At 64.4% G+C, this 26,360-nt stretch carries 23 protein-coding genes; 13 read left to right on the top strand and 10 right to left on the bottom strand.

The genetic code is table 11. The features are described from left to right. The first annotated feature begins 78 nt into the window (after positions 1–78). The 7 genes from EH240_RS18995 (at position 79) to EH240_RS19025 (ending at position 6,829) form a co-directional block, all read left to right on the top strand. Entirely contained in the window at positions 79–1,227 is a 1,149-nt protein-coding gene (locus EH240_RS18995; protein WP_125001191.1) for an acyl-CoA dehydrogenase family protein, read from the top strand. 44 nt (positions 1,228–1,271) lie between these two features. Then, positions 1,272–1,667 carry a RidA family protein gene (locus EH240_RS19000; RefSeq protein WP_125001194.1) on the top strand — a complete coding sequence of 132 codons (396 nt, stop codon included), beginning with the start codon at positions 1,272–1,274 and terminating at the stop codon, positions 1,665–1,667. A 162-nt stretch (positions 1,668–1,829) separates the two neighbouring features. Further along, the gene (locus EH240_RS19005) at positions 1,830–2,558 is read left to right on the top strand and encodes a GntR family transcriptional regulator (protein WP_125001197.1); all 729 of its coding nucleotides are present in this window, start codon (positions 1,830–1,832) and stop codon (positions 2,556–2,558) included. 140 nt (positions 2,559–2,698) lie between these two features. Continuing rightward, entirely contained in the window at positions 2,699–3,838 is a 1,140-nt protein-coding gene (locus EH240_RS19010; RefSeq protein ID WP_125001200.1) for an aminotransferase class V-fold PLP-dependent enzyme, read from the top strand. An 82-nt stretch (positions 3,839–3,920) separates the two neighbouring features. Then, entirely contained in the window at positions 3,921–4,706 is a 786-nt protein-coding gene (locus EH240_RS19015; RefSeq protein WP_125001203.1) for an ABC transporter substrate-binding protein, read from the top strand. A 109-nt stretch (positions 4,707–4,815) separates the two neighbouring features. Then, positions 4,816–5,493 (top strand): amino acid ABC transporter permease, encoded by a 678-nt coding sequence (locus EH240_RS19020; protein WP_125001206.1) that lies wholly within the window; start codon positions 4,816–4,818, stop codon positions 5,491–5,493. A 40-nt stretch (positions 5,494–5,533) separates the two neighbouring features. Beyond that, positions 5,534–6,829, top strand: coding sequence for a cysteine desulfurase-like protein (locus EH240_RS19025; protein ID WP_125001208.1), 1,296 nt, complete (start codon positions 5,534–5,536; stop codon positions 6,827–6,829). Positions 6,830–6,974: 145 nt separating this feature from the next. On the opposite strand, the gene EH240_RS19030 is transcribed toward EH240_RS19025, so the two are convergent. The 5 genes from EH240_RS19030 to EH240_RS19050 are packed head-to-tail and all read right to left on the bottom strand — an operon-like array spanning position 6,975 to position 12,209. Continuing rightward, the gene (locus EH240_RS19030; protein ID WP_125001211.1) at positions 6,975–7,799 is read right to left on the bottom strand and encodes a dipeptide ABC transporter ATP-binding protein; all 825 of its coding nucleotides are present in this window, start codon (positions 7,797–7,799) and stop codon (positions 6,975–6,977) included. After that, positions 7,796–8,647: an ABC transporter ATP-binding protein gene (locus EH240_RS19035; protein WP_125001214.1), complete on the bottom strand. Its 852-nt coding sequence runs from the start codon at positions 8,645–8,647 to the stop codon at positions 7,796–7,798. The genes EH240_RS19030 and EH240_RS19035 overlap by 4 nt, the downstream gene beginning before the upstream one ends. Beyond that, positions 8,647–9,531: an ABC transporter permease subunit gene (locus tag EH240_RS19040; protein WP_245436186.1), complete on the bottom strand. Its 885-nt coding sequence runs from the start codon at positions 9,529–9,531 to the stop codon at positions 8,647–8,649. The genes EH240_RS19035 and EH240_RS19040 overlap by 1 nt, the downstream gene beginning before the upstream one ends. A 26-nt stretch (positions 9,532–9,557) precedes the next feature. Next, the gene (locus tag EH240_RS19045; RefSeq protein ID WP_125001220.1) at positions 9,558–10,565 is read right to left on the bottom strand and encodes an ABC transporter permease subunit; all 1,008 of its coding nucleotides are present in this window, start codon (positions 10,563–10,565) and stop codon (positions 9,558–9,560) included. Between the two features lie 45 nt (positions 10,566–10,610). Continuing rightward, the gene (locus tag EH240_RS19050; RefSeq protein WP_125001222.1) at positions 10,611–12,209 is read right to left on the bottom strand and encodes an ABC transporter substrate-binding protein; all 1,599 of its coding nucleotides are present in this window, start codon (positions 12,207–12,209) and stop codon (positions 10,611–10,613) included. Between the two features lie 476 nt (positions 12,210–12,685). On the opposite strand from EH240_RS19050, the gene EH240_RS19055 reads away from it, so the two are divergent. Both EH240_RS19055 and EH240_RS19060 read left to right on the top strand, forming a co-directional pair. Beyond that, complete coding sequence (locus tag EH240_RS19055) at positions 12,686–14,668, top strand: long-chain fatty acid--CoA ligase (RefSeq protein ID WP_125001225.1); 1,983 nt, start codon at positions 12,686–12,688, stop codon at positions 14,666–14,668. 77 nt (positions 14,669–14,745) lie between these two features. Further along, positions 14,746–15,384, top strand: coding sequence for a class I SAM-dependent methyltransferase (locus EH240_RS19060; RefSeq protein ID WP_125001320.1), 639 nt, complete (start codon positions 14,746–14,748; stop codon positions 15,382–15,384). Here EH240_RS19060 and EH240_RS19065 read toward each other — a convergent pair. Continuing rightward, on the bottom strand, positions 15,381–16,106 hold the full coding sequence (locus EH240_RS19065; RefSeq protein ID WP_125001228.1) for an HAD family hydrolase: 726 nt from the start codon (positions 16,104–16,106) through the stop codon (positions 15,381–15,383). The genes EH240_RS19060 and EH240_RS19065 overlap by 4 nt on opposite strands. Before the next feature lie 5 nt (positions 16,107–16,111). Next, the gene (pgi, locus tag EH240_RS19070) at positions 16,112–17,755 is read right to left on the bottom strand and encodes a glucose-6-phosphate isomerase (RefSeq protein WP_125001231.1); all 1,644 of its coding nucleotides are present in this window, start codon (positions 17,753–17,755) and stop codon (positions 16,112–16,114) included. Positions 17,756–18,162: 407 nt separating this feature from the next. Here pgi and pdxR point away from each other — a divergent pair, with 407 nt between their 5' ends. Both pdxR and EH240_RS19080 read left to right on the top strand, forming a co-directional pair. After that, positions 18,163–19,656, top strand: a complete 1,494-nt coding sequence (pdxR, locus tag EH240_RS19075) for a MocR-like pyridoxine biosynthesis transcription factor PdxR (protein ID WP_125001234.1) — start codon at positions 18,163–18,165, stop codon at positions 19,654–19,656. 329 nt (positions 19,657–19,985) lie between these two features. Next, a complete protein-coding gene (locus EH240_RS19080; RefSeq protein WP_125001237.1) occupies positions 19,986–21,575 on the top strand; it encodes a trimethylamine methyltransferase family protein in 1,590 nt (529 codons plus the stop codon). 11 nt (positions 21,576–21,586) lie between these two features. Here EH240_RS19080 and EH240_RS19085 read toward each other — a convergent pair whose 3' ends face one another. After that, on the bottom strand, positions 21,587–21,985 hold the full coding sequence (locus EH240_RS19085) for a hypothetical protein (protein ID WP_125001240.1): 399 nt from the start codon (positions 21,983–21,985) through the stop codon (positions 21,587–21,589). A gap of 123 nt (positions 21,986–22,108) precedes the next feature. Next, complete coding sequence (locus tag EH240_RS19090) at positions 22,109–23,914, bottom strand: IlvD/Edd family dehydratase (RefSeq protein WP_125001243.1); 1,806 nt, start codon at positions 23,912–23,914, stop codon at positions 22,109–22,111. 149 nt (positions 23,915–24,063) lie between these two features. Between EH240_RS19090 and EH240_RS19095 the strand changes: the two genes are divergently transcribed. Then, positions 24,064–24,513 (top strand): SRPBCC family protein, encoded by a 450-nt coding sequence (locus EH240_RS19095; protein WP_125001246.1) that lies wholly within the window; start codon positions 24,064–24,066, stop codon positions 24,511–24,513. Positions 24,514–24,536: 23 nt separating this feature from the next. On the opposite strand, the gene EH240_RS19100 is transcribed toward EH240_RS19095, so the two are convergent. Further along, entirely contained in the window at positions 24,537–25,733 is a 1,197-nt protein-coding gene (locus tag EH240_RS19100) for an Mrp/NBP35 family ATP-binding protein (protein ID WP_125001250.1), read from the bottom strand. Positions 25,734–25,964: 231 nt separating this feature from the next. On the opposite strand from EH240_RS19100, the gene EH240_RS19105 reads away from it, so the two are divergent. Next, a complete protein-coding gene (locus EH240_RS19105; RefSeq protein WP_125001253.1) occupies positions 25,965–26,342 on the top strand; it encodes a VOC family protein in 378 nt (125 codons plus the stop codon). Positions 26,343–26,360 lie beyond the last annotated feature (18 nt).

Below are 26,360 nucleotides of genomic sequence, written 5' to 3' on the forward strand. Positions count from 1 at the left end.
CCCCTAGAGGGGGAGATGTCCGGCAGGACAGAGGGGGGCGCCGTAGAGCGGAGGCTTTGGAGAGTAGCGGAGGCAAACATGCCTGACCGCTCCTTCCTCAACTGGCCCTTCTTCGAAGACCGCCACCGCGCGCTCGCCGAACAACTCGACGCCTGGTGCGCGAAGAACCTGCCGGTCGATCATCATGACGTCGACGCAGCCTGCCGCGCGCTGGTGGCGAAGCTTGGCCGCGACGGCTGGCTGAAGCCGACGGCGCTTGATCCAGCCCGTTCGGGACCGCTCGATGTGCGCACGCTCTGCATCACGCGCGAGACGCTCGCCCGCCACGACGGGCTCGCCGACTTCGCCTTCGCCATGCAGGGCCTCGGCACCGGCGCGATCTCGCTCTTTGGCACGCCGGACCAGCAGCACTGGCTGGAAAAGACGCGGGCGGGTCAGGCGATCTCAGCCTTTGCACTTTCGGAGCCGCGGTCCGGATCAGACGTCGCCAACATGGAGATGGCGGCTGTCTGTGACGGCGACTTCTACGTGCTTTCGGGCGAGAAGACCTGGATCTCCAATGGCGGCATCGCCGATCTCTATGTGGTCTTCGCCCGCACCGGCGAGGCGCCAGGTGCCAAGGGGATTTCGGCTTTCATCGCGCCCGCCGACGCCAAGGGTCTCGACATTGCCGAACGGCTGGAAGTGATCGCTCCGCATCCGCTGGCGCGGCTGTCGTTCGACAACGTCCGCGTTCCCGCGTCCGCCCTGATCGGCAAGCCCGGCGGCGGTTTTCGCATCGCCATGTCGGTGCTCGACGTGTTCCGCTCGACGGTCGGCGCGGCAGCCCTCGGCTTTGCACGGCGCGCGCTGGACGAGAGCGTAAGACGCGCGGCCGAACGAAAACTGTTCGGCGCGCCGATGGCCGAGCTGCAGATGGTGCAGGGCCACATCGCCGACATGGCGCTCGATATCGACGCCGCAGCACTTCTCATCTATCGCGCCGCCTGGACCAAGGACATGGGCGCCGCGCGGGTGACGCGCGAGGCGGCGATGGCCAAGCTCTTCGCCACCGACCGCGCGCAAGAGGTGATCGACAAGGCGGTGCAACTGCATGGCGGCGACGGCGTGCGCAAGGGGCATATCGTGGAAAGCCTCTATCGCGAGATCCGGGCGCTGCGTATCTACGAGGGAGCGTCGGACGTGCAGAAGGTGGTGATCGCCAGGCAGGTGATGGGAGCGGCATAAGACCATGCCTTGCGAACCGTATTTGAATTAGGGGGAGGCTAGACATGCACACGATCCTGCAGCCGGAGGGCTGGTCCAAACCGGTCGGCTATGCCAATGGCGTGGCGGCGCGCGGACGGCTGGTGTTCGTCGGCGGCCAGGTCGGCTGGAACGCCGAGTGTCGGTTCGAGACCGACGACTTCGTCGGCCAGGTGCGGCAGACGCTCGCCAACATCGTCGCCGTGCTGGCGGAGGCCGGCGGCGAGCCGCAGCATATCACCTCGATGACCTGGTATTTTACCGACAAGGCCGAATATATCGCCAACCTCAAGGGGATCGGCGAGGCCTACCGCGCCGTCATCGGCCGGCATTTTCCGGCCATGGCCGCGATGCAGGTGATGGCGCTGGTCGAGGACCGCGCCAAGGTGGAGATCCAGGCGATAGCGGTGATTCCGGAGTGAGGGTCTACCCGGGCAACGTCGGCGCTGGTCAATCCGGCGGGCCGTGCACGACCCGCTTGGCTCTTGCCACAATTTGTGATCAGATGATCACAACTGCTTTGGCGGGCGTGTTTTACATGTCTCGGCACATAGCTTTTGTCGGCATCCAAGGAAAGCAAAACCGTGGCTCTGGGCTTCGAACCGGTATCGGGACGCGTCACCGTTCAGGATGGCGTCTACCAGCAGCTTCGCCATGCGCTGATGGTCGGCAGCTTCGATCCCGGGCAGGTGCTGACAATCGCCTCGCTTGCGGAGGCGTTCGGCACCTCGAACATGCCGGTACGCGAAGCCTTGCGGCGGCTGGCGGCGGAGAAAGCGCTGGAGATATCGCAGAACGGCTCGGCCTGCGTGCCGGTGGTGACGCGGGCGCGGCTCGACGACCTTTGCCGGGCCCGCCTCGCTGTCGAGGGGCTGGCCGCCGAGCTCGGCGGACCGCGCCTGACCGCTGCCGACATCGCCACCTTGCAGAGGGTCACCGATGACCAGCAGGCGATCGGCCGCGATGGCAGCATCTACGAGCTCATCGCCAAGAACCAGCAGTTCCATTTCACCATCTATCGCGCCTCCGGCTCCGACGTGCTGTTCCAGCTGATCGAGACGCTGTGGCTGCGCTTCGGCCCTTACATGCGGCTGTTGTCCAACCATGTCGCGCCGCTGATGCGCGCCGGCACCATGGAGCCCTCGGGCCGGCACGTCGCGATCATCGCGGCGCTCAAGGACAAGGATTTCGCGCGCGCCCGCGACGAGGTGGTGGCCGACATCACCGCGACGCAAGAGACTTTGCGCACGATCTGCCCGGACGTGCCGGAGCCCAGGCCAGTCGATTTCGCCGCCTTCGGCAAACCGTCCTGAGACAGGCGACCGCTGACGTCGCAAGCTCCCTGGACGGAAAGAACAGCCGTATTTTGACGTGCCGGACCGCATTTCTTCAGCCGCGGCGATTGATCCCTGTCCGGTTTTGTGATCACATGATCACAAGCGAGAGACAGACGATGTCCGGGTATTTTCTCTACCATTCGATCGGCACGTTCCCCGGCAAGGCCGAGCGGATGGCCGCCGCGCTGACGGAGTTTTCCGGCATCTGGTCGGCCGAGGATGACGGCCAGTGGCCGGCCGCGCTGGCCGCGCGGCAACGCTTCATCGATGCCTGGACGCGGTTGATCGCGACGCCGCAAGGCACGCTCACCACGGCCGAGAATGTCACTGCCGCCCTCTACAGCCTGATCGGCGGCCTGCCGGCCGAGCGCCTGGCAGGAAAGCGGCTGCTGGTTGCCGGCGACTGTTTTCCGAGCCTGCATTTCCTGCTCGCGGGATTGGCCGAGCGTTTCGGCTTCACGCTCGACACCGTGCCGCTGCGGCCGGGCGAAAGCTGGGTGCGCGACGAGGATTTCATTGCCCGCTGGCAATCAGACGTCGGGGTTGCGCTGCTGACCTTCGTCACCTCGACGGCCTCGCATCGCGGCGACGTCGAGCGGCTCGCCGCGCATGGCCGCGCCATGGGCAGCGTCGTCGGCGTCGACGTCACGCAGGGCATTGGCGTGGCGCCGTTTTCCGTTGCCGCGACACCGGTCGATTTCGTCGTCTCGACTTCGCTCAAATGGCTGTGCGGTTCGTCCGGCGCCGGCATCCTGCAGGTCGCGCCCGAGCTTCTGGCGGCCTGCCGGCCGGAGTTGCGCGGCTGGTTCAGCCAGCCGAACCCGTTCTCCTGGGATCTCGACGCCTTCACCTATGCCGACGATGCGCGCCGCTTCGATCACGGCACGCCGGCGATCCTAGCAAGCGTCGCCTCGCTACCCGGGCTGGAATGGGTGGAGAACACCGGCATCGACGCCATCCGCGCTCAGAATGCCGTGCTCGTCGAGCGCATCATCAGCGCCGCGCTGGACAATGGCTGGGCGGTCCGTTCGCCCCTCGACGCAAAAGAGCGCGGCGGCAGCGTCATGCTCGGCCTGCCGCATGGCGCCGAGCCGGCGAAGATCATCGCCGCATTGCGCAAGGAGCGGCTTTATTGCGATGCGCGCGGCACCACGCTGCGGCTGTCGCCGGGCATGGTCACCACGGAAGCTGCGGTCGATGCGCTGATCGCGCGGCTCAGGGAGCATATCGGTTCGCGGCAGCGCCGCGCCTCCTAATTGCAGGCACCGCCTCGCCTGCGGCGCCCGGGAGCTGGGCGCCAGAAGGGGCGGAAGAGGAACCGAACCAGAGGGAAGCAAGATGTTGAAACGTCTAGGACTGATTGGGGTGATCATCGCCGCGGGCGTCGCCTTCGCGGCGCCGGCCTTTGCCGACAAGATCATGGTGGGCGCCTATCCGGCCAACCCGCCATGGGAATACAAGACCGATTCCGGCGGCTTCGAAGGCTTTGAGATCGACGTCGCCAACGATGTCGCCAAGCGCATCGGCGCCGATGTCGAATTCCAGGACCTCGGCTTCCAGGCGCTGTTCGCGGCGACCGCTTCGGGCCGCATCGATTTCGCCGTCTCGTCCATCTCGATCACCAAGGAGCGGCTGCAGAACCAGGGCTTCACGCAGGCCTATTACGACAGCGACGGCACGATCGTCGGCAAGGCGGATTCAACCATCAAGGCGCTCGACGACCTCAAGGGCAAGACCATCGGCGTCATCGCCGGCTCGACCGGCGAGGCCTACATGAAGGAAAACGCCGCCAAGCTCGGCGTCGCCGAGACAAAGAGCTACAACGCCCAGCAGGACCTTTTGCTCGACGTGCAGAACGGCCGTATCGACGGCGGCGCCGGCGAGCTGGCAGGCTTCCTGTTCGCCATCAAGCAGATGCCGGCATTGAAGATCCTGGTGCGCATCCCGACCGGCGAACGCTTCGCGATGATGACCAAGAAGGGCCATCCGCTGCTGGAAAAGGTCAACGACGCCATCAGCGAGATGAAGAAGGACGGCACAATGGCCGCGATCCACAAGAAGTGGTTCGGCGTCGATCCGGAAGCCGGCACCAGCACGGTGACGCCCGGCCCGATCCCGCAATAGGCCGGCTAATCACAATCTTCGACGAGGGCGGCAGCAACGGCTGGCGCTCTCGCTTCGACCATTCGGGTTTTCGCCAAACTCGGCGGGCCTTGTCTCACGGTGAGCGCCGATGGAACTGATCGATACCTTCTTCAACTGGGGCATCCTGGTCCGGTCTTTCCCGATCCTCATCCGCGGGCTTGGCAACACCATCCTGCTCGGCTGCGCCGCGATCGTCTTCGGCACCATTGCCGGACTGGCGATCTGCCTGGTGCGGCTCTACGCGCCGAAGCCGCTGAGGCGGCTGGCGATCCTCTATATCGATATGTTCCGCGCGCTGCCGATCCTGGTGGTGCTGATCCTGATCTATTACGCCCTGCCCTTCATCGGTATCCGCCTGTCATCCTTCGTGTCGGCAGCGCTGGCGCTGTCGTTGGTGCTCGCCGCCTTCACGGCGGAGGTCTGCCGCGCCGGCATCCAGAATATCCCCAAGGGCCAGTTCGAGGCGGCCGCGGCACTCGGCCTGCCCTTCTGGGTCGCCATGCGCAAGGTGGTCCTGCCGCAGGCAATACGCGTAGTCATTCCGCCGCTCACCAGCAACTGCGTGTCGGTGTTCAAGGACACCGCGCTCGCCTCGGTGGTGGCGATGCCCGACCTTCTGAAGCAAGCGACCGACGCGCAGGCGCTGATGGCCAATCCGACGCCGCTGATCGGCGCGGCGATCATCTATCTCGCCTTCCTGTGGCCGCTGGTGCGGCTGGTCGGCTATCTCGAAGAGCGCGGCAAGGCCAAGTCCGGCGCGCACTGACCCCCCTCGAAACGACATCGATGACCCGAAGGAGACGTCCGTGAACCAGCACCATGTTTCGAAAGCGCAGGAGAGCGCCGCTTCGTTCCCGGTCGAGAAGATCCGCGCCATGTTTCCGGCGCTTCAGCAGGCGCGCGACTTCATCTTCATGGACAACGCCGCCGGCGCCCAGATCCCGCAAAGCGTGCTCGACGCGGTGACCAACCATCTGGTCGGACACAATGTGCAGCGCGGCGGCCGCTATGGGCGCAGCGTCACCGTCGACCAGTCGGTCGCGAACGCGCGCGAAAGCGTGGCGCTTTTGATCAATGCCTACAGCCCGTCCGAAATCTGCTTCGGCATGAACGCCACCTCGTTCATCCGCCTGGTCAGCCTCGGCATCGGCCAGATGCTTGCCAAAAACCTGGATGGAGGGCGTGACGAGATCGTCGTCACCGACATGGACCACGACGCCAATATCGCCACATGGCTGGCGCTGGAGCAGGCCGGCGCCAAGTTCAAATGGTGGCGCATGCGCGAGGACGGCAACCTGCATGTCGACGACCTCAAGCCTCTTGTCTCTGATCGCACCCGGCTCGTCGCCTGCACGGTGACGGCGCATTCGATCGGCTCGATCGTCGACGTCGCATCGGTCGCCAAGGTCGCGCATGCGGCTGGCGCGGAAGTGTTCCTCGATTGCGTGCATTACGGGCCGCACGGGCTGATCGACGTGCAGGCCTGGGACTGCGACTATCTGGTCTGCTCCGGCTACAAGAATTTCTCGCCGCATATGGGCTTCCTGTGGGGTCGCTTCGAGACGCTGAAGCGGCTGCCGACCTTCCGCGAGGACTTCATCCCGGACGAGCCGCCCTACAAGGTCGAGGCCGGCACCTTCATCTACGAGAACGTCGCCGGCATGGACGCCGCCGTCCGCTATCTGGAATCGGTCGGCCGCAACTTCCTGCCTGAGAACAACCGCTCACGCCGCGACAACATCGTCGCCGGCATGAACTCCATCCGCGACTACGAGCTGATGCTGGCGCGCGAGATGCTGAACGTGCTGAAGGATTGTGGCGCGACGATTTATGGCGTCGCCGACGAGGCGCGCCTCCACGAGCGCGTGCCGACCTTCTGCTTCAACATCGGCAAGCTGTCGCCGCAGAAGATCGTCGAGGACATGGCCGCCATGCAGATCGGCATCCGCGACGGACACATGTATGCGCCAAGGCTGATGAAGCGGCTCAACCTCTCGATGGACAGCGGCGCGGTCCGCGCCTCGCTGGTGCACTACAACACGGTCGAGGAAGTGCACCGCTTCGGCAAAGCGCTGCGGGCAATTATTGGGAAGCTGTCGTGATCTGATCTCTTCGCGAGGGGAGGTCAGCGCCATCTTGCCGTGACTTCAGAGCGCCGTAGCCTTCAACATGCTGGCGCCACAGCACCTTCTTAATCGCCCTATCCCAGAAGCTCCGCTCTTGCTCCGCGCGAGGACGAAGCAAACGTCAGGCGGCCTTCCTTGCCAGCCTCGCCTTGATGCTCGCAACGTCGGCGCGCGGCGTCGCGGCGAACAGCGTCTTGGTGTAGCTGTGCTGAGGGTTGGAGAAGACCTCTTCGCGCGGACCGTATTCGACCGCCTCGCCGAAATACATCACCATCACGTCGTCGGCGATGTAGCGCACCACCGACAGGTCGTGGCTGATGAAGACATAGGTTAGTTGGAACTCGTCCTGCAGGTCGGCGAGCAGGTTGAGCACCTGCGCCTGCACCGACAGGTCGAGCGCCGAGACCGGCTCGTCCAAGACAAGCAGGCTCGGGTTCAGCATCAGCGCGCGGGCAATGGCGATGCGCTGGCGCTGGCCGCCGGAGAACATGTGCGGATAGCGGTTATAATGCTCGGGTCCGAGGCCGACCTTCTTCAGCATCTTCATCGCCAGGTCGCGACGTTCCTCGGCCGGCTTGTCGGTGTTGATAAGCAGCGGCTCGCCGAGCACGTCGCCGATCTTCTGGCGCGGGTTGAGGGAACCATACGGGTTCTGGAAGACGATCTGCACCTTGCGGCGCATGTCCTTGGTCAGCCCGTCCCTGGCGATGTCGACCTTGTTGCCGTCGATGAGCAGCTCGCCGGCCGTCGCCGGATCGATCAGCGTGATGATGCGGGCCAGCGTTGACTTGCCGCAGCCGCTCTCGCCGACGATCGCCAGCGTCTTGCCCTTGTCGACGCTGAAGGAGACGCCCTTCACCGCATGCACCGTGCGCGCGGGACGGAACAGGCCGCCGCCCACATGGTAGTCGCGCACGATGTTCTTGCCTTCGACGACCTTGGTCATGCGCCGGCTCCCGAGGGCGCCGGCTCGAACATCATGTCGGAAACGGTCGGCAGCCGGTCGCCGACGGCGTTCTCCGGCAGCGCCGACAGCAGCGCGCGCGTGTAATTGCTCTTCGGGCTCTCGAACAGCGACAGCACGTCGGCCTCTTCCATCTTGCGGCCCTTGTACTGGACGATGACGCGGTCGGCGGTCTCGGCCACCACGCCCATATTGTGAGTGATCATGATCAGGCCCATGCCGTATTTGGCCTGCAGCGACACCAGGAGATCGAGGATCTGCTTCTGGATGGTGACGTCGAGCGCTGTGGTCGGCTCGTCGGCGATCAGAAGCTTCGGATTGCAGGCAATAGCGATCGCGATCATGACGCGCTGGCACTGGCCGCCCGACATCTGGTGCGGGAAGGAGTTGAGCCGATCTTCGGGCTCGGGAATGCCGACCTGCTTCAAAAGCTCGATGGCGCGCGCCCGGCGCTGGGCCTTGTCCATGCCCATATGAAAGCGCAGCACCTCTTCGATCTGGAAACCGATGGTGAAGCAGGGATTGAGGCTGGCCATCGGCTCCTGGAAGATCATCGACATGTCCTTGCCGACGATCTTGCGGCGCTCGGCAGGACTCATCTTGAGGAGATCGCGGCCGTTGAACGTCATGCGGTCGGCGGTAACGGTCGCCGTCCAGGGCAAGAGGCCCATCACCGCCAGCATCGACACCGACTTGCCGGAACCGGACTCGCCGACGATGGCGAGCACCTCGCGCTCCTCGACATGGAGCGAGACGCCGTCGACGGCGCGGAACGGACCTGACGCGGTCTGGAACTCGACGACGAGATTGTGGATGTCGAGCAGCGCCATCACGACCTCCTGAGCTTCGGATCGAGCGCGTCGCGCAGGCCATCGCCGATAAGGTTGATGGCGAGCACAGTAATCAGGATGGCGAGGCCGGGGAAGGTCACCACCCACCAGGCGCGCAGGATGAACTCGCGCGCCGAGGCGAGCATAGTACCCCATTCCGGCGTCGGCGGCTGAGCGCCAAGGCCGAGGAAGCCGAGCGCGGCGGCTTCCAGGATGGCGTTGGAGAAAGACAGCGTGCCCTGGACGATCAGCGGCGCCAGGCAATTCGGCAGGATCGTGCGAAGCATCAGACGCAGATGCCCGGCACCCGCAACTTTCGCCGCCACGACATATTCGCGGCTCTTCTCGGCCATTACGGCGGCGCGCACCAGGCGGGCGAAATGCGGCTGCAGCACCAGCGAAATCGCCAGCATCGCATTGAAAAGGCCGGGGCCAAGGATGGTGACCAGCACCAGCGCCAAAAGCAGCGACGGGAAAGCGAGGATCAGGTCCATGATGCGCATGATCGCGACGTCGACCCAGCCGCGGAAATAGCCGGCAAGCAGGCCGAGCGTGATGCCGCCGGTGAGAGCCAGCGTGACCACGACCGCGCCGATCAGCAGCGAGAAGCGCGCGCCATAGAGCAGGCGCGAAAGGATATCGCGGCCGACCGCATCGGTGCCAAGCAGATATTGGGTGCTGCCGCCCGTCTGCCAGGCCGGTGGCCTGAGGAACGCGGTCTTGTCCTGGATGTCGGGCGCATAGGGCGCGAGCAGCGGGGCAAAGAGTGCCGCCAGCACCAAAAGGATGAAGACGACGAGGCCGATGACGGCGCCGTGATTCACCGAGAAATAGTGCCAGAAGGTCTTGAAGCCGGTCAGCCGATCCGGGCTGCCGGCGGCCATAGGGGCGATTTCGGTCGACTGGCTCATCACGCCGCCCTGATGCGCGGGTTGATGACGGCATAGAGCACGTCGACGATGAGGTTCACGGCCATGACGATGAGCGCGATCAAAAGCAGACCTGACTGCACGACGACATAGTCGCGCTTGAAGATGGAATCGACCATCCACTTGCCGATGCCCGGCCAGGCGAAGATGGTCTCGGTGAGGATGGCGCCTGCAAGCAGCGTGCCGACCTGCAGGCCGATGGTGGTGACCACCGGGATCAGGGCATTGCGCAAGGCATGCACACCGATGACACGCGCCGATGACAGGCCCTTGGCGCGCGCGGTGCGGACATAGTCCTCGCCCAGCACCTCGAGCATGGCCGAACGCGTCTGTCGCGCGATCACCGCCAGCGGAATGGTGCCGAGCACGATCGCGGGCAGGACGAGATGGCTGAACGCCGAGCGCAGCGCGTCCCACTTGCCGTAGAGGATGCTGTCAATGGTCATGAAGCCGGTGATCGGCCTCAGGAAGAATTGCAGGCCGATGCGGCCCGAAACCGGCGTCCAGCCGAGATAGCCGGAAAAGAAGATGATGAGCAGCAGGCCCCACCAGAAGATCGGCATGGAATAGCCGACAAGCGCGGTGCCCATCAGCGACTGGTCGAACCACGAGCCGCGCTTGACGGCCGCGAATATGCCCGCCGGGATGCCGAGCACCATGGCGAAGATCATGGCGAAGAAGGAGAGCTCCAGCGTCGCCGGGAAGAGCGTCTTGAACTCCTGGAGAACCGGGCGCTTGGATGAAATCGAGACGCCGAAGTCGCCGGTGGCGACTTCGCCGACATAGCGCGCATACTGCTCCCAGATCGGCAGGTTGTAACCGAACTGCTCCTTGAGCTGTTCGTAGCGCGCGGGCGTGACGCCATGCTCGCCGGCCATGGCCAGGATCGGATCGCCGGGCAGCAGCCGGACGAAAGCGAAGGCGCAGATGGTGATGCCGACCAGGGTCGGGACCAGAAGCGCGATTTTGTTGAGGAGATATCTGAGCATTGTGAAATGGGGCGGCGCTAATTAGCGCCGCCCCGTTCGCAAATCTTACTCGGCCTTGTCAACGCCGTCGAAGCGATGAATGCCGAGCGGGTCCATCATGAAGCCGCTGACGTTGTTGCGGACAACCGCATAGACCTGGCTGTGGGCCAGCAGGAAGGCGGGCGCCTGCTTGGCGAAGATCTCCTGCGCCTGCTCATAGAGCTTGGTGCGCTCGCCCTGGTCGCTGGTCTTCTTGGCCTTCTGGATCAGATCCTCGAAGTCCTTGTCGCACCAGCTGGAGTAGTTCGAGACGCCGATGGCGGAGCAGGCGAAGAGGGTGGCGAAGAAGTTGTCCGGATCGCCGTTGTCGCCGGTCCAGCCGATCTGGAAGGCGCCGGGACGCTCCTTCTTCTTGCCTTCCTCGCGATACTTCGTCCATTCGTAGTTGACGATCTCGGCCTTGACGCCGACCTTGGCCCAGTCGGCCTGGATCAGCTCAGCCGCGCGCTGGAAGTTCGGGTTGTACGGGCGAACGCGGTCGGACGCCCAGAGCTGGATTTCCTTCAGCCCGGCATCGGCCAGCACTTTCTTGGCCGCTTCCGGATCGTAGGAATCGAACTTCACGTCCTTGTTCCACGACCACATGGTCGGCGGGATCAGGTTCTGGGCCGGTGTCGCGCCGGCGTCCTGGAACAACGACTTGATCAGCGATTCCCGGTCGATCGCCTGGTTGAGCGCATGACGAACCTCAGGCTTGTCGAGCGGCGGGATCGTCGTGTTGTAGCTCATATAGCCGATGTTGAGGCCGGCCTGGTCGAGTAGGGTGACGTCCTTGTTGGCCTTGATGGTGGCGATGTCGGCCGGGTTCGGATAGGGTGCGATATCGCATTCGCCGGCCAGCACCTTCTGGATGCGGGCGGTGGCGTCGGGCGTGATGGCGAAGACCAGATCGTCGATCTTCTCCTTGCCCTTGAAGTAGTCCGGGTTCGCCGCATAGCGGATGACCGAATCCAACTGATAGTCGACGAACTGGAACGGGCCGGTGCCGATCGGCTTGGTCGAGAAGTCGGCCATCTTGCCGTCCTTCTCGAGCTGGTCGGCATATTCCTTCGAGACGATCGAGGCGAAGTCCATGCCGAGATTGGCCAGCATCGGCGCGTTCGGCTCGGTCAGCGTCAGCTTGACGGTAAGGTCGTCGACCTTTTCCCACTTGGCGACGTATTTCGGCATGTCCATGCCGGTGTAGTAGTCCCAGGTCAGGTTCGGCAGATACTTCTCGCCGTTCCACGGATTCTGCTTGTTGAACTGACGGTCGAAGGAGAAGACGACGTCATCCGCATTGAGGTCGCGGGTCGGCTTGAAATAGTCGGTGGTCTGGAACTTCACGCCCGGATGCAGGTGGAAAGTATAGACCAGGCCGTCGTCGGAGATTTCCCATTTGTCGGCGAGGCCGGGCTCGATCTCGGTGCCGCCGTGCTTGAATTCGACCAGGCGCGAATAGACCGTGCGCGACGAGGCGTCGAAGTCGTTGCCGCCCGTCGTCGTACCCGGATCGAAATTGGCCGGCGACGCTTCCGAGCAATAGACAAGCGTCTTTGCATTGGCCATCCCGCCGAGGACGCTTGCAGCCAGCAACGCGGCTGCAAAAGTCAATGTCTTTTTCATTGAGCACTCCCTGATGTTCTTCCAAGCCCCTCTATCAGGCTCGCGAAGCGCGCATATAAGCACCGTTTTTCGGGCTTTGGAACACCCCGTTTGCGTACCCCACGGTAAGCAGGAAAAGAATCCGTATTTTCCTCAAATAGCGGAAAAAATGAGCAGAATTTTTCGCTCACGATATTATTAACGACCGCATTTTTTTATTGATTGGCCGTCTGCCGAAATCAGAGCGAGGAGCCCCTGCTTGCATCCCGATCCTCGTCGGCGCGCGCTTTGAGGAGCGGGCGGACGAACCGATTTCGGCGGCAAATCTTTCCGCCGCTGCCGCTGGGGCAAGACTTGCACCGCCGCTGATAGAGGCAATACATAGGCGTTATGCCGGATTTCTTTGGAATCCGCGATCGGCGGCAGCGGAGGACGCTTTCGGTATCGGAAGCGAACGCGGCGCGAGGCAGTAAGACGAGGCACCAGGGAGGGATTTGGTGGCAAAAGCAGCAAAGACGACGCCCCCGGGGAAGACAAAAGCCAAGGCCGCGACCGGCAATGCGGACGCCCCCAAGGCTTTGCCTTCCGAGACCGCCTCACCTGCCAAGGCCGCTTCACCTGCGTCTTCCCCCGCAAAGGCCACCTCAAAGCAGAAGGCCGCTGTGAAGCCCGCTGCCGCTCCAAAAAAGACGAGCCCCAAATCCGCCGCCAAGGCTACAACCGCAAAGGCCGACAAGCCTGCGGCCACAAAGCCGGCGCCGGCACCTGCCAAGCGGCTGCCGAAGGCGATCACCGAGCTCGCGGCCGGGCTGCCGGACAAGCCGTGGCTCAAAACCTATCCGAAGAACATGCCGGCCGAGATCGGTCCGCTGCCTTATAACTCCATCGGCGACTTCCTCGTCGGCGCCTGCAAGCAGTTCGGCGGCCGGCCCGCCTTTGTCTGCATGGGCAAGTCCATCTCTTACGCCGAGCTCGATCGGCTTTCGGCCGCCTTCGGCGCCTATCTGCAGTCGAAAGGCTTGGAGAGGGGCGCGCGCGTGGCGCTGATGATGCCGAACGTGCTGCAATATCCGGTAGCGATGATGGCTATCTTGCGCGCCGGCTTCACGGTGGTGAACGTCAACCCGCTCTACACGCCGCGCGAGCTGGAGCATCAGCTCAAGGATTCCGGCGCGCAGGCCATCGTCATTCTGGAGAACTTCGCCAACACGCTGCAGGCGGTGATCGCCAGGACGCAGGTCAAGCATGTGGTGGTGGCGGCGATGGGCGACATGCTTGGCGGGCTGAAAGGCACGATCGTCAATCTCGTCGTGCGGCGGGTGAAGAAGATGGTGCCCGCCTGGTCGCTGCCCGGCCATGTCAAATTCAACGCCGCGCTGAAGGCCGGCTCAGGCCTCGCCTTCAGGCCGGCCGCGGTCTCGGGCGACGACATCGCCTTCCTGCAATATACCGGCGGCACGACCGGCGTCTCGAAGGGGGCGACGCTGCTGCACCGCAACGTCTTGTCCAATGTGGCGCAAAATTCGCTCTGGGTTGAGGACGCCTACACGGTCAAGCCGAAGCCCGCGCATCTCAACTTTGTCTGCGCGCTGCCGCTCTACCATATCTTCGCGCTGACTGTGAACGCGCTGATGGGCATGCAGCAAGGCGCCCAGAACGTGCTCATCCCGAACCCGCGCGACATTCCGGGCTTCGTCAAGGAGCTGCAAAAATATCCGGCCCACATCTTCCCCGGCCTCAACACGCTGTTCAACGCGCTGCTCAACAATGAGGATTTCCGCAAGCTCGACTTCAAGCCGCTGATCCTGACGCTTGGCGGCGGCATGGCGGTGCAGAGAGGCGTGGCCGAGCGCTGGAGGGCGCTCACCGGCTGTCCGGTGAGCGAGGGTTACGGGCTATCGGAAACCTCGCCGGTGGCGACCGCCAACAAGTTCAGTTCCAGCGATTTCACCGGCACGATCGGGCTGCCGCTGCCTTCGACAGAGATCGCCATCCGTGACGACGACGGCAACAACGTGCCGCTCGGCGAAGTCGGCGAGATCTGCATCCGCGGGCCGCAGGTGATGGCCGGCTACTGGAACCGACCGGACGAGACCGCCAAGGTGATGACCAAGGACGGGTTCTTCAAGTCGGGCGACGTGGGCTTCATGGACGAACGCGGCTACACCAAGATCGTCGACCGCAAGAAGGACATGATCCTGGTCTCCGGCTTCAACGTCTATCCGAACGAGCTGGAAGAGGTCGTGGCGCAGCACCCAGGTGTGCTCGAAGTAGCGGCGATCGGCGTGCCGGACGAGCATTCCGGCGAGGTGCCGAAGCTGTTCGTGGTGAAGAAGGATCCGGCGCTCACCGCCGAGGCGCTGACCACCTATTGCCGCGAGAACCTGACCGGCTACAAACGGCCGAGATACATCGAATTCCGCACCGAATTGCCGAAGACGCCGGTCGGCAAGATCCTGCGGCGCGCATTGCGGGAGTAGACTTGAGCGAAAATGTTGCCGGTCTGACGCCAGAGCGTCGCGGCGGCCTCGATCCCGCGGAATTCATCAAGGCTAACATGCGGCTTTTGCCGGTGCCGTCGCTGCCTGAAATCCGCCTTTACGCAGCCCATCCCGGAAGCGGGCTGAGTCGGCTGCTGGAACCGGACGACGGCAGGCATGAACGCGCGGTCGAGCCGCAGCCGCCCTACTGGGCCTATGCCTGGGCGGGCGGCGCCGTGCTGGCGCGCTACCTTGTCGACCAGCCCTCGACCGTTGCCGGTCGCCGCGTGCTCGACCTTGGCGCCGGCTCCGGCCTTGTCGGCATCGCTGCGGCAAAGGCCGGAGCGAGCGAGGTGATCGCAGCGGAAATCGACCGCAACGGCATCGTCGCGCTCGGCCTCAACGCGGCAGCCAACGGCGTCGCCATCGCCGTAATCGATGAGGACATCACCGCCGGTCCGCCGCCGGCGGTCGATCTGGTGCTCGCCGGCGATGTCTTCTACGGGCGGGCAGTGGCGCGGCGGGTCGTCCCATTCCTCGACCGGTGCCTCGCCGCCGGCATCGAGGTGCTGGTCGGCGACCCTGGCCGCGCCTGGCTGCCCAGGCCGCGGCTTCGCCTGCTCGGCGAATATGAGGTGCCGGATGTCGGCGGAAACGGCGGCGGAGCGCTGAAGCCGAGCGGGGTCTTTGCGTTCGTCGCGGCGGGTGCTGATTAGCCCGCCGGCACGCTCACCCGCGCCGACAGGAAATCCGGCAGGTCGGCGACCGAGTCCAGAATGACATCGGCCATCGGCGACAGCGAGTCGCGCGTGCCCGTGCCGGAAAGCACGCCGATCGCCAGCCCGCAGCCGCCGGCGCGCGCCATTTCGAGGTCGTGGCGGTTGTCGCCGACCATGGCGATCTCGCCGGGCTTCAGCCCGGTCAAGTCGCAAAACGCGACGACGGTATCGGGCGCCGGCTTCGGGTTCGCCACCGCATCATAGCCAAAGGCGGCGTCGAAGAGCTGCGCGACACCGAGCGTGACGAGCGTCTTTTCGGCGCCGCTTGTGGAATCGTTGGTGGCGACGCCCAGCCGGAAGGCTCGCTTGTGCAGCGCCCGCAGCGATTCGACGATACCAGGCAGCGCGACAGCCATAGCTGAGCCCTGAACCGAGGTGATCTCGTTGAAGCGGGAGACGGCCAGCATCTGGTCCTCGTCGGACAGGCGCGGGAACCAGAGCTCGACGACATCCATGTTGGAGCCCGAGGCAAAGATCGAATCGGGCTTGAAGCGCTTGCTGACGAAATCGAAGCCGGCCGCGGCAAGCAGCCGGTCGGCCTTCCAGCGATCGCCTTCGGCGGCGTCCATGGCCATGAAATCGGCAATGCCGAGCCATGTTGCGTTGAAGTCGACAAGCGTGCCGTCCTTGTCGAACAGAATTCCTTTGATTTCCGCCAAGCCTTTTACTCCGCGCCGCGCAATTGGTGGATATGAGCCACCAGTCCGGCAGTCGAGGCGTCGCGTTTTGCGGCAGTCTCCTTGCCTTCCACGACAGGCAGCAGGCCTGTCGCCAATTCCTTGCCAAGTTCGACACCCCATTGGTCGAACGAGTTGATGTTGAACAGCGTGCCCTCGACGAAGACGCGGTGCTCGTAAAGCGCGATCAGCCGGCCGAGCGTGCGCGGATCGAGCTTCCGATAGAGGATGGTGAGCGAGGGACGGTTGCCCGAAAAGACGCGGTGCGGCGCGATGCGGTCGACGTCGGCGGGCTTCATGCCCTTGGCCAGCATCTGCGCGCGAGCCTCTTCCAAAGTGCGGCCCTTCATGAAGGCCTCCGACTGCGCAAGGCAGTTGGCGAGCAGCAGATCGTGGTGGGTCTTCAGTTCCGGCTCATGGCTGACGGCGGCAGCGAGGAACTCGACCGGGATGAAATCGGTGCCCTGATGGAGGAGCTGGAAGAACGCATGCTGGCCGTTGGTGCCGGGCTCGCCCCAGACCAGCGGACCGGTGGGCGTGGTAACCGCGCCGCCGTCCAAGGTCACGCTCTTGCCGTTCGATTCCATGTCGAGTTGCTGCAGATAGGCCGGCAGGCGCGAAAGGCGCTGGTCGTAGGGAATGACGGCACAGGCCGGGTAATTACAGGCGACCCGGTGCCACCAGCCGATCAGGCCCAGCAAGACAGGCAGGTTCTTTTGCAGGGGTGCTGAACGGAAATGCTCGTCCATCTCATGCGCGCCGTCGAGGAAGGCGCGGAAGTTGCGCGGGCCGATGGCGATCATCACCGGCAGGCCGATGGCGCTCCAGACCGAGTAGCGGCCGCCGACCCAGTCCCAGAAACCGAAGACGCGGTCCTTTTCGATGCCGAACTTCGACACCAACTCGAGCGCGGTCGAGACGGCGGCGAAATGCTTGCCGATCGCCTCCTTGCCCAGCGCCTTCTCCACCCATTTGCGCGCCGTCTCGGCGTTGGTCATCGTCTCGACGGTTGTGAAGGTCTTGGAAGCCACGATGAAAAGCGTCGTTTCGGGGGACAGGCCCTTCAGCGTGTCGTGGATGTGAGCGCCGTCGACATTGGAGACGTAATGCGCACGAGGCCCGTCATGGTAGGGCGCCAGCGCCAGCGTGACCATTGCCGGACCGAGATCTGAGCCGCCGATGCCGATATTGACGATGTCGGTGATCTTCTTGCCGGTGGCGCCGGCCGCCTTGCCGGAGCGGATGGCATCGGCGAAGGCGCTCATCGCGTCGAGCACGGCAATCACATCGGCCTTCGTGTCCTGGCCATCGACCACGACGCCTTTGCCGGTCAGGTTGCGCAGCGCGGTGTGCAGCACCGCGCGGCCTTCGGTGATGTTGATCTTCTTGCCTTCGAACATCGCGGCGCGACGGCCTTCGAGGTCGGCGGCGCCCGCAAGTTTCTCAAGCATCGCCATCGTGCCGGCATCGACCGCGCATTTCGACCAGTCGAGCAGAAGATCGCCGTCGGTGGCGGAAAACCTCTCGAAGCGGTTGGGATCGGCGGCGAAGGCTTCGCGCATTGTGCCCTTTGCTGCCGCGCGCTGCTCACGCAGAGCGGTGACCTGCTTGTCGAAGGCTGACTGATCCACTGGCGGGCTCCTGGCGGGTTTTTACACTGATCTTAACAGGCGGGATGTTTCCGGCGCGTGTCGTCGCGACATTTTATTGAGCCGATTTCCATTCCGTTCAAGCGAAGCGATGACGCAAGGCGTCACGCTCTATTGAGCGATTTCCATTTCGTTCAAGCGCCAGGGCGATGACGTAAGACGTCACACCTCGATGACGCAAGGCGTCGCGCCTCGATGTCGCACCGCATCACATTTTTATGATGCGCCGCAGGCCCATTTCGCGACGAATGCATCACTTTCGTGACCAATGGATCACTGGCATAAATCCCAGCGATCAGAAAAATTGATTGGCGCAACCCCTTGTGCCACCCCTACACTCGACTGGTCCAGCCAAGTGAAAACAGCTGGCCATCCGAGGAAGACCTCCCATGCCACAGCGCAATGACACGGCCATATGGTCCGGCCTGTTCCGGATTTCGGCCGAATCCGGACAAACCCTCCAGGCACAGATCCGCCAGGCGATCGTCGCAGCCATCCTCGACCGACAAATTGCCGCTTCGATGCCGCTGCCGTCCTGCCGGATTCTGGCGGAAAAACTTGGCGTTGCCCGCGGCACGGTGGTGCTTGCCTTCCAGCAGCTGGTCGACCAGGGTTTTCTGGTGGCGCGCGAGCGGCGCGGCCATTTCGTCAATCCGGACGTGCTGGCCACCCCCGCCAAGCCGCACCAGAAGGCGCCCGACCAGCAGAACGAGATCGACTGGAAGGCGCGCCGGCAGATCGCCGCCAGCGACATGCCGCCGCCGGCCAAACACGACAACTGGATCAAGTCCTCCTATCCCTTCGTCTACGGCCAGTTCGACCCGGCGCTGTTCCCGACCGCCGAATGGCGCGAGTGCAACCGCATGGCGCTCGCGGTGCTGGAGATCCGCAACTGGGCATCCGACATGGTGGACCGGGACGATCCGCTGCTGATCGAGCAGATCCAGGCCCGGCTTTTGCCGCGCCGCGGCATCTTCGCCAATCCGGACGAGATCATCGTGACGCTGGGCGCGCAGAACGCGCTCTACATGCTCGCCACGCTGCTGATGACCAAGGGCTCGAAGGTGGCGATGGAGGATCCGGGCTATCCCGACGCCCGCTCGATCTTCCGGCTGGCCGGCGCCGACATCCAGCCGGTTCCAGTCGACCAGTCAGGCATCGTGACCTCGGCAATCCCCAGCGATTCCGGCTTCGTCTTCGTCACCCCCAGCCACCATTGCCCGACCATGGTGCCGCTGTCGGCGGAGCGGCGGCAGGATCTTCTGGCGCGTGCCAACCGCCACAACCAGATCATCATCGAGGACGGCTATGACAGCCAGCTTCTCGACGAGGCGCCGCAGCAGGCGCTGAAGAGCCTCGACCGTTCGGGCCGCGTCGTCTATGTCGGCTCGATGTCGAAGACGCTGGCTCCGGGCCTGAGGCTTGGCTACATCGTCGCCTCGGCCGGGTTGATCGCCGAGCTTCGGGCGCTGCGCCGCTTCATGCTTCGGCACCCGCCGGCGAACAACCAGCGCGCGGTGGCGCTGTTCCTGTCGCTCGGCCATCACGAGGCGCTGGTGCGCAGGCTCTCCGCCGCTTTCGACGAGCGGCGCAAGCGTCTGGTCCATGCGATTTCCGCTTTCCTGCCAGAGTGGCGTTCGACCGACTCGGCGGGCGGCACATCGCTCTGGCTGGAAGGGCCGCGCGGCACCGATTCACGAGGGCTCGCCGAAGCGGCCGCTTCGCGCAGCGTCATCATCGAACCCGGCGACCGGTTCTTCGACCGCAGCGAAAAGCCCTCTCGTTTCATGCGCTTGGGCATCTCCTCGATCTCGCTGCAGCACATCGAGCCCGGTATCCGCGAGCTCGCCACGGCAGCCGGCCGCAGGCCCGCTGCCGCCTGACCACCGACGGATCATGAAAGGGAGCCGGCCCGCGCCGGCTCCCTTTTGCTTTGGCACGACTCTCTCCCTGCTTTAGCATCCTGGCATATTCGACGGGGTTGGCTGGCTCATAGGCTGTGCCAATGCCGGCGGCATAGTCGAGGCACAGCGCATGACCCCGGAACCGGTTTCCGGTTCCGGAAAAGATCATGCGCAAAGCAATAAAAAGTCTTAGAGCGTCCTTTGCGCGTCCAAGGGGACGCGCGGCGCTCTAAAGGGGACGAGGCAGGCCGATGGTGGACCAACCGCCGCGTATCCTGCCCCTAAGAACTAAAGGTGGAGTGCTTTCCATGTCAGTGGCTGTTGAGAAGCAGGAAGCGTCGTCGGACCAGCGTTCGCGGCGGTCCGGCGGGCGCGAAGCGCGCCGTGCGATGCGGGCTGCGCCGCTCGCCGACGACATCCGTCCGGTGCGGCCCGGCCTCGAAGGCGGCAGCTACGGGCCATTGAGCCAGAACGACCGCGAGCGCATCCACGAGGCTGTCCTGACGCTCCTGGAAACGGTCGGCTTCGCCAATGCCGTTCCCTCCTGCATCGAGGTGCTGACCAGGGTCGGCGGCACCTACGGCGACGACGGCCGCATCCGCCTGCCGCGAGCGCTGGTGCTCGACACGATCAGACAAGCGGCGCGCCACTTCACGCTTCACGGCCAGGACCCCAAGCACGACATGGTGATCCAGGGCAAGCGTGTGCATTACGGCACGGCGGGCGCGGCGGTGCATCTGGTCGATGTCGAGAAGCGCGAGTATCGCGAATCGCAGTTGCAGGACATCTACGACGCCGCCCGGCTGGTCGACGGGCTCGACAACATCCATTTCTTCCAGCGCACCATGGTGCCGCGCGACATTCCCGATCCGCTCGAGATGGATTTCAACACGCTCTATGCCTGCGTGATGGGGACGTCGAAACATGTCGGCACCTCGTTTACGGTGCGCGAGAACGTCAAGCCGGCGCTGGAGATGCTCTACGCGATCGCCGGCGGCGAGGAGAATTTCCGGGCGCGGCCGTTCGTGTCCAACTCGAACTGCTTCGTCGTGCCGCCGATGAAATTCGCCGAGGACGCCTGCGGCGTGCTCGAAGCCTGCGTCGAGGGCGGCATCCCGATCCTGCTGTTGTCGGCCGGCCAGGCCGGCGCCACGGCTCCTGCTGCGATTGCCGGCGCCGTCGTGCAGGCGGTGGCCGAAGTGCTGATGGGCCTGGTCTACGTCAACGCAATAAAACCCGGCCATCCGGCGATCTTCGGCACCTGGCCGTTCGTCTCCGACCTCAGGACCGGCGCCATGTCCGGCGGCTCGGCCGAGCAGTCGGTGCTGACCGCGGCCTGCGCGCAGATGGCGCAATATTACGACCTGCCGGGTGGCTCTGCCGCCGGCATGACGGACTCGAAGCTGCCCGACATCCAGTCCGGCTACGAGAAAGGCATCACCAATGTGATGGCGGGTCTTGCCGGCCTCAACCTTGTCTATGAATCGGCCGGCATGCATGCCTCGCTGCTCGGCTTCTGCCTCGAAAGCCTGATCATCGACAACGACATGCTCGGCCACTGCCTGCGCTGCGTGCGCGGCATCGAGGTGACCGACGCGGCGCTGTCGATCGACACCATCGCCGATGTCTGCCTCAAAGGGCCGGGCCACTATCTCGGCAACGAGCAGACGCTGAAGCTGATGCAGACCGAATATTTTTATCCCGCCGTCGGCGACCGTTTCTCGCCCAAGGAGTGGAACGAGAAGGGCCGGCCCGACATATTGCAGCGGGCGATCGCCGAGAAGAAGCGCGTGCTGGCCGAGCGTTTCCCGCGCCACGTGTCGCGGCTCGTCGACGACAAGTTGCGCGCGCGCTTCGGCGAGATGATCAAGCTGCCGCGCAACAAGATGGGCGGCTGATCCCTCCGCACTCACTCCGCGCTCAGCCCGTAGCGCTCGACGACCTCGGCGTTGATCAGCTTGGCATGCAGCGTCATCAGCACGATCTGCGCGTCGAAGCTGTCGCCGGCTTCGAGCGCCGCCTCGATGCGGCGCCCGGCTTCCAGGGTTCGTTCCGGACCATTGGCCTGCTCGAAGGTTTCCGGTCCGGCAACGCAATAGCTGCACAGTTGCGCCACGGACGCATAGGCCTCGGCCGGCGGCTCGTCCGGCCAGCGATCGTTCATCAGATTGACGATGGTGAGCTTTACACCTTCCGGCACCAGCGCCGGATGCAGGTCGGCCTGGCGCAGGGCATCATCCAGCTGCCGCAGGTCGCCCGAGCGGCCGAACATGCCGAGGAAGCCGAGGGATGAGCGCCGCGTGGTCATGATGGTCTTGCCCAGAATTGGTCGAGAAGACCTATCTGGATGTGCGGTGCGGCCGAAACAAGGGCATGAGAAAGGGCGACCTGCGCTTCGCAAGCCGCCCCTCGATTTCCCGACGTGAGATACTCAGTGGTTGTCGCGCGGCACGCCGCTGGTATGCGCGACGTCCTGGTACTTCACCGCCGGCTTCAGCACCATGCCGGCCGAGAACTGATCGACCATGCCGCGCTGAATCTCCTGCCAGGGCGTCTGGTGCTTGGGATAGTGATAGCCGCCATCGGCCTGAAGCTCGGCCCGGCGCCTGGCGATTTCCTCATCGCTGACGAGGATGTTGGCGGTGCCTTTCCTCAAATCGATACGGACGCGGTCGCCGGTCTTGAGCAGCGCCAGCCCGCCGCCAATGGCTGCCTCCGGCGAGGCGTTGAGGATCGACGGCGAGCCCGACGTGCCGGACTGGCGGCCGTCGCCGATGCAGGCGAGCGCATGGATGCCCTTCTTGATGAGGTAGGCCGGCGGCTGCATGTTGACGACCTCGGCGCCGCCCGGATAGCCGACCGGACCGGCGCCGCGCATGAACAGGATCGTGTGCTCGTCGATGCCCTGTGCCGGATCGTCGATGCGGGCGTGGTAGTCCTCCGGGCCGTCGAAGACCATGGCGTTGCCTTCGAAGGCCTCCGGGTCGTTCGGATTGGAGAGGTAGCGCTCGCGGAATTCCGGCGAGATGCCGCTGGTCTTCATGATCGCGGAATCGAACAGATTGCCCTTGAGGTTGATGAAGCCGGCATTGGCCTTGAGCGGCTTGTCGGCGCTGCGGATGACATCCGGGTTCTCGTTGACGGCGTCACGGCAATTGTCGCCCATCGTCTTGCCGTTGACGGTGACCGCCTCGGGATGCGGCAGCAGCCCGCCCTTCATCAATTCGGCCACCACGGTCGGCACGCCGCCGGCATGGTGATAGTCCTCGCCGAGATATTCGCCCGTCGGCTGCAGGTTGACGAGGAGCGGGATGTTGAGGCCGACCGACTGCCAGTCGTCATTGTCGAGCGGCACGCCGAGATGGCGGGCAATAGCGTTGAGGTGGATCGGCGCGTTGGTCGAGCCGCCGATAGCCGAATTAACGACGATGGCGTTCTCGAAGGCTTCGCGGGTCATGATGTCGGAGGGCTTCAGGTCCTCATGCACCATCTCGACGATGCGCTTGCCGGTCTCGTAAGAAATCTGGCCGCGCTCGCGATAGGGAGCCGGAATGGCCGCCGAGCCCGGCAGCTGCATGCCGAGCGCCTCGGCCAGCGAGTTCATCGTGGTGGCGGTGCCCATGGTGTTGCAATAGCCGGTCGACGGAGCCGAGGAGGCGACGATGTCCATGAACTCGTCATAGTCGATCTCGCCGGCCGACAGGCGCTGGCGCGATTCCCACACGATGGTGCCGGAGCCGGTGCGCTTGCCCTTGTGCCAGCCATTGAGCATCGGCCCGACCGAAAGCGCGATGGCCGGTATATTGACGGTTGCCGCCGCCATCAAGAGCGCGGGCGTGGTCTTGTCGCAGCCGATGGTCAGCACGACGCCGTCGAGCGGATAGCCGTAGAGCACCTCGACGAGGCTGAGATAGGCGAGGTTGCGGTCGAGCGCGGCGGTCGGGCGCTTGCCGGTTTCCTGGATCGGATGGCACGGGAACTCGAACGGGATGCCGCCCATCGACACGATGCCCTCGCGCACGCGCTTGGCGAGCTCGAGGTGATGCCGGTTGCAGGGCGAGAGGTCGGAGCCCGTCTGCGCGATGCCGATCAGCGGCTTGCCCGACATCAGCTCGGCGCGCGTCAGTCCGTAGTTGAGGTAACGCTCGAGATAGAGCGCCGTCATGCCGGGGTTGTCGGGGTTGTCGAACCACTCCTGCGAGCGAAATTTCTTCTTCTTGGTGGGGGCGCCGGCCATCATGGTCTCCGTATTTGTATGACAAATCGATATGACAACGCGCTCACGCAAGCAAGAGGCACGAGCGCCGCGACCCCGCACTTTGGTGCGATAGACATAGAATGGTCCGCGCGCTAGGACCAATCGGCATCAGCAATCGGGAGGTCTTGATGGCTTTGGTGATCGGAGGCGAGGAGCGGATTGCCGCACCCGTCGAGAAAGTGTGGGAAGCGCTCAACGACCCGGACATCCTCAAGAAGGCGATCCCCGGCTGCCTGAGCCTGGAAAAGAAATCGGACACCGAGATGGCCGCGACCGTGGTGCTGAAGATCGGACCTATCAAGGCGACCTTCAACGGCGAAGTAACGCTGAAGAATCTCAAGCCGCCACATTCCTACACCATCCAGGGCGAAGGCAAGGGCGGCGTCGCCGGCTTCGCCAAGGGCGGCGCCGACGTCACGCTGACCGCCGACGGTGCCGACACGACGATCCTGAAATATGCCGCCAAGGCCGAGGTCGGCGGCAAGATCGCACAGCTCGGCAGCCGGCTGATCGAATCGACATCGAAGAAGCTCGCCGGGCAGTTCTTCTCGACGTTTGGAGAGAAAGTCGGCGGTTGACCCCTCGTGCTTGAGGGAAAGGATTACTCGAAGACTATTGACGGCACCGCAGCCTCCGCCGCGCCGCGCTCTTCGTTTACCCTATCCCAGACCTTCTTGGCGATATCACAATAGATCCTGGCCTCGGCGCCTTCGGGCTTCGACGCGACAACGGGTGCGCCGGCGTCCGAGCTTTCGCGGATGCCCATTTCGAGCGGCACCTCGCCGAGGAAGGTGACGCCGAGCCGTTCCGCCTCACGACGCGCGCCGCCATGTCCGAAAATGTCGTAGCGCTTGCCGGTGTCTGGCGCGAGGAAATAGCTCATGTTCTCGACGATGCCGAGCAGCGGCACGTCGACTTTCTTGAACATGTTGAGGCCCTTGCGGGCATCGATGAGCGCGAGGTCCTGCGGCGTCGAGACGATGACGGCGCCGGCAAGCGGCACCTGCTGGGCCATGGTTAGCTGGGCGTCGCCAGTGCCGGGCGGCATGTCGACCACCAGCACGTCGAGCGGTCCCCATTCGACCTCGCGCAGCATCTGCGTCAGCGCCGACATCACCATCGGGCCGCGCCAGATCATCGGCGTCTCCTCGTCGACGAGGAAGCCCATCGACATCACCTTGAGGCCGTAATTCTGCATCGGCTTCAGGACCTTGCCGTCGACCGTCTGCGGCCGGCCATGGATGTTGAGCAGCCGCGGCATCGACGGCCCGTAGATGTCGGCGTCGAGCACGCCGACCTTCAATCCATTGGCGGCAAGGCCGAGCGCCAGGTTGACGGCCGTGGTCGATTTGCCGACGCCGCCCTTGCCGGAGGCCACCGCGATGATGGCATCGATGCCGGGCACGCCGCGCTTGCCGTGGCCGTGAGAAGCCGGCGCCTGCGGGGCGGGACGCTGCGGCGCCACCTGCGGAGCGGGTCGCGGAGGCGCTGCCTGCGAGGACGGTCCCGGCGCTGGGCGCGGCCGAACCGGCGCCTCCATGCCGCCGCCCTTCTTCTCCGCCGTCAGCGCGACGACGGCGTTGGCGACGCCGGGGATGGCCTTGACCGCACGCTCGGCGGCGGCTCGCAGCGGCTCCAGCTCCTGGGCGCGGGCGGCGGGAACGGTGATCGAGAAGAACACCTTGGAATCGGCGATGAAAATCTCCGAGACCATGCCGAGGTCGACGATATTGCCGGTGAAGTCCGGCCCGTTCACCGTCTTCAGGCGTTCGACGACGGATTCCTTGGTAACGGTCATGATCTTTCCTCGGGGTTCTGGCGTTCAGATAGTGCAGTTTCCGGCGACAACCAAGCGGCGGAACGACGCGCGCCGCGATGCGCCCTCAGAAACTGCATCCGGATGTCGGGTTTTGTGGGAGCCGAACGTCTTCCAGGAAGACCCGGCCGATCGCACCGGCCGCGGTCGCCGGAAGGCGAAGGCCATTTTCCCGTCTTTCGGCGCGGCAGCCAACAGGGAAAGGAAACCGTCATGCTCGAAAACAGCAATGCGACAGCCAATCTCGCGGTAAAGGACCTGGAGAAGGCAAAGGCCTTCTATGAGGAAACGCTCGGCCTCAAGCAGGTGGACGATATGGAGGGCGAGCTGATCGTCTACAAAAGCGGTGACACGCTCATCAACGTCTATCGTTCGGAATTCGCAGGAACGAACAAGGCGACAGCGGTAACCTGGGCCGTCGGCGACCAGATCGACCCGATCGTCAAGTCGCTGCGGTCGAAGGGCGTCACCTTCGAGCACTACGACATGCCCGGCCTGACGCTCGAGGGCGATATCCACGTCGGCTATGGCATGAAGGTCGCCTGGTTCAAGGATCCCGACGGCAACATCCTGAACCTCGTGGGCAAATAGCTTCAGCCGGGCAAAGGC

It is taken from the genome of Mesorhizobium tamadayense, from assembly GCF_003863365.1.
GTDB lineage: Bacteria > Pseudomonadota > Alphaproteobacteria > Rhizobiales > Rhizobiaceae > Mesorhizobium > Mesorhizobium tamadayense.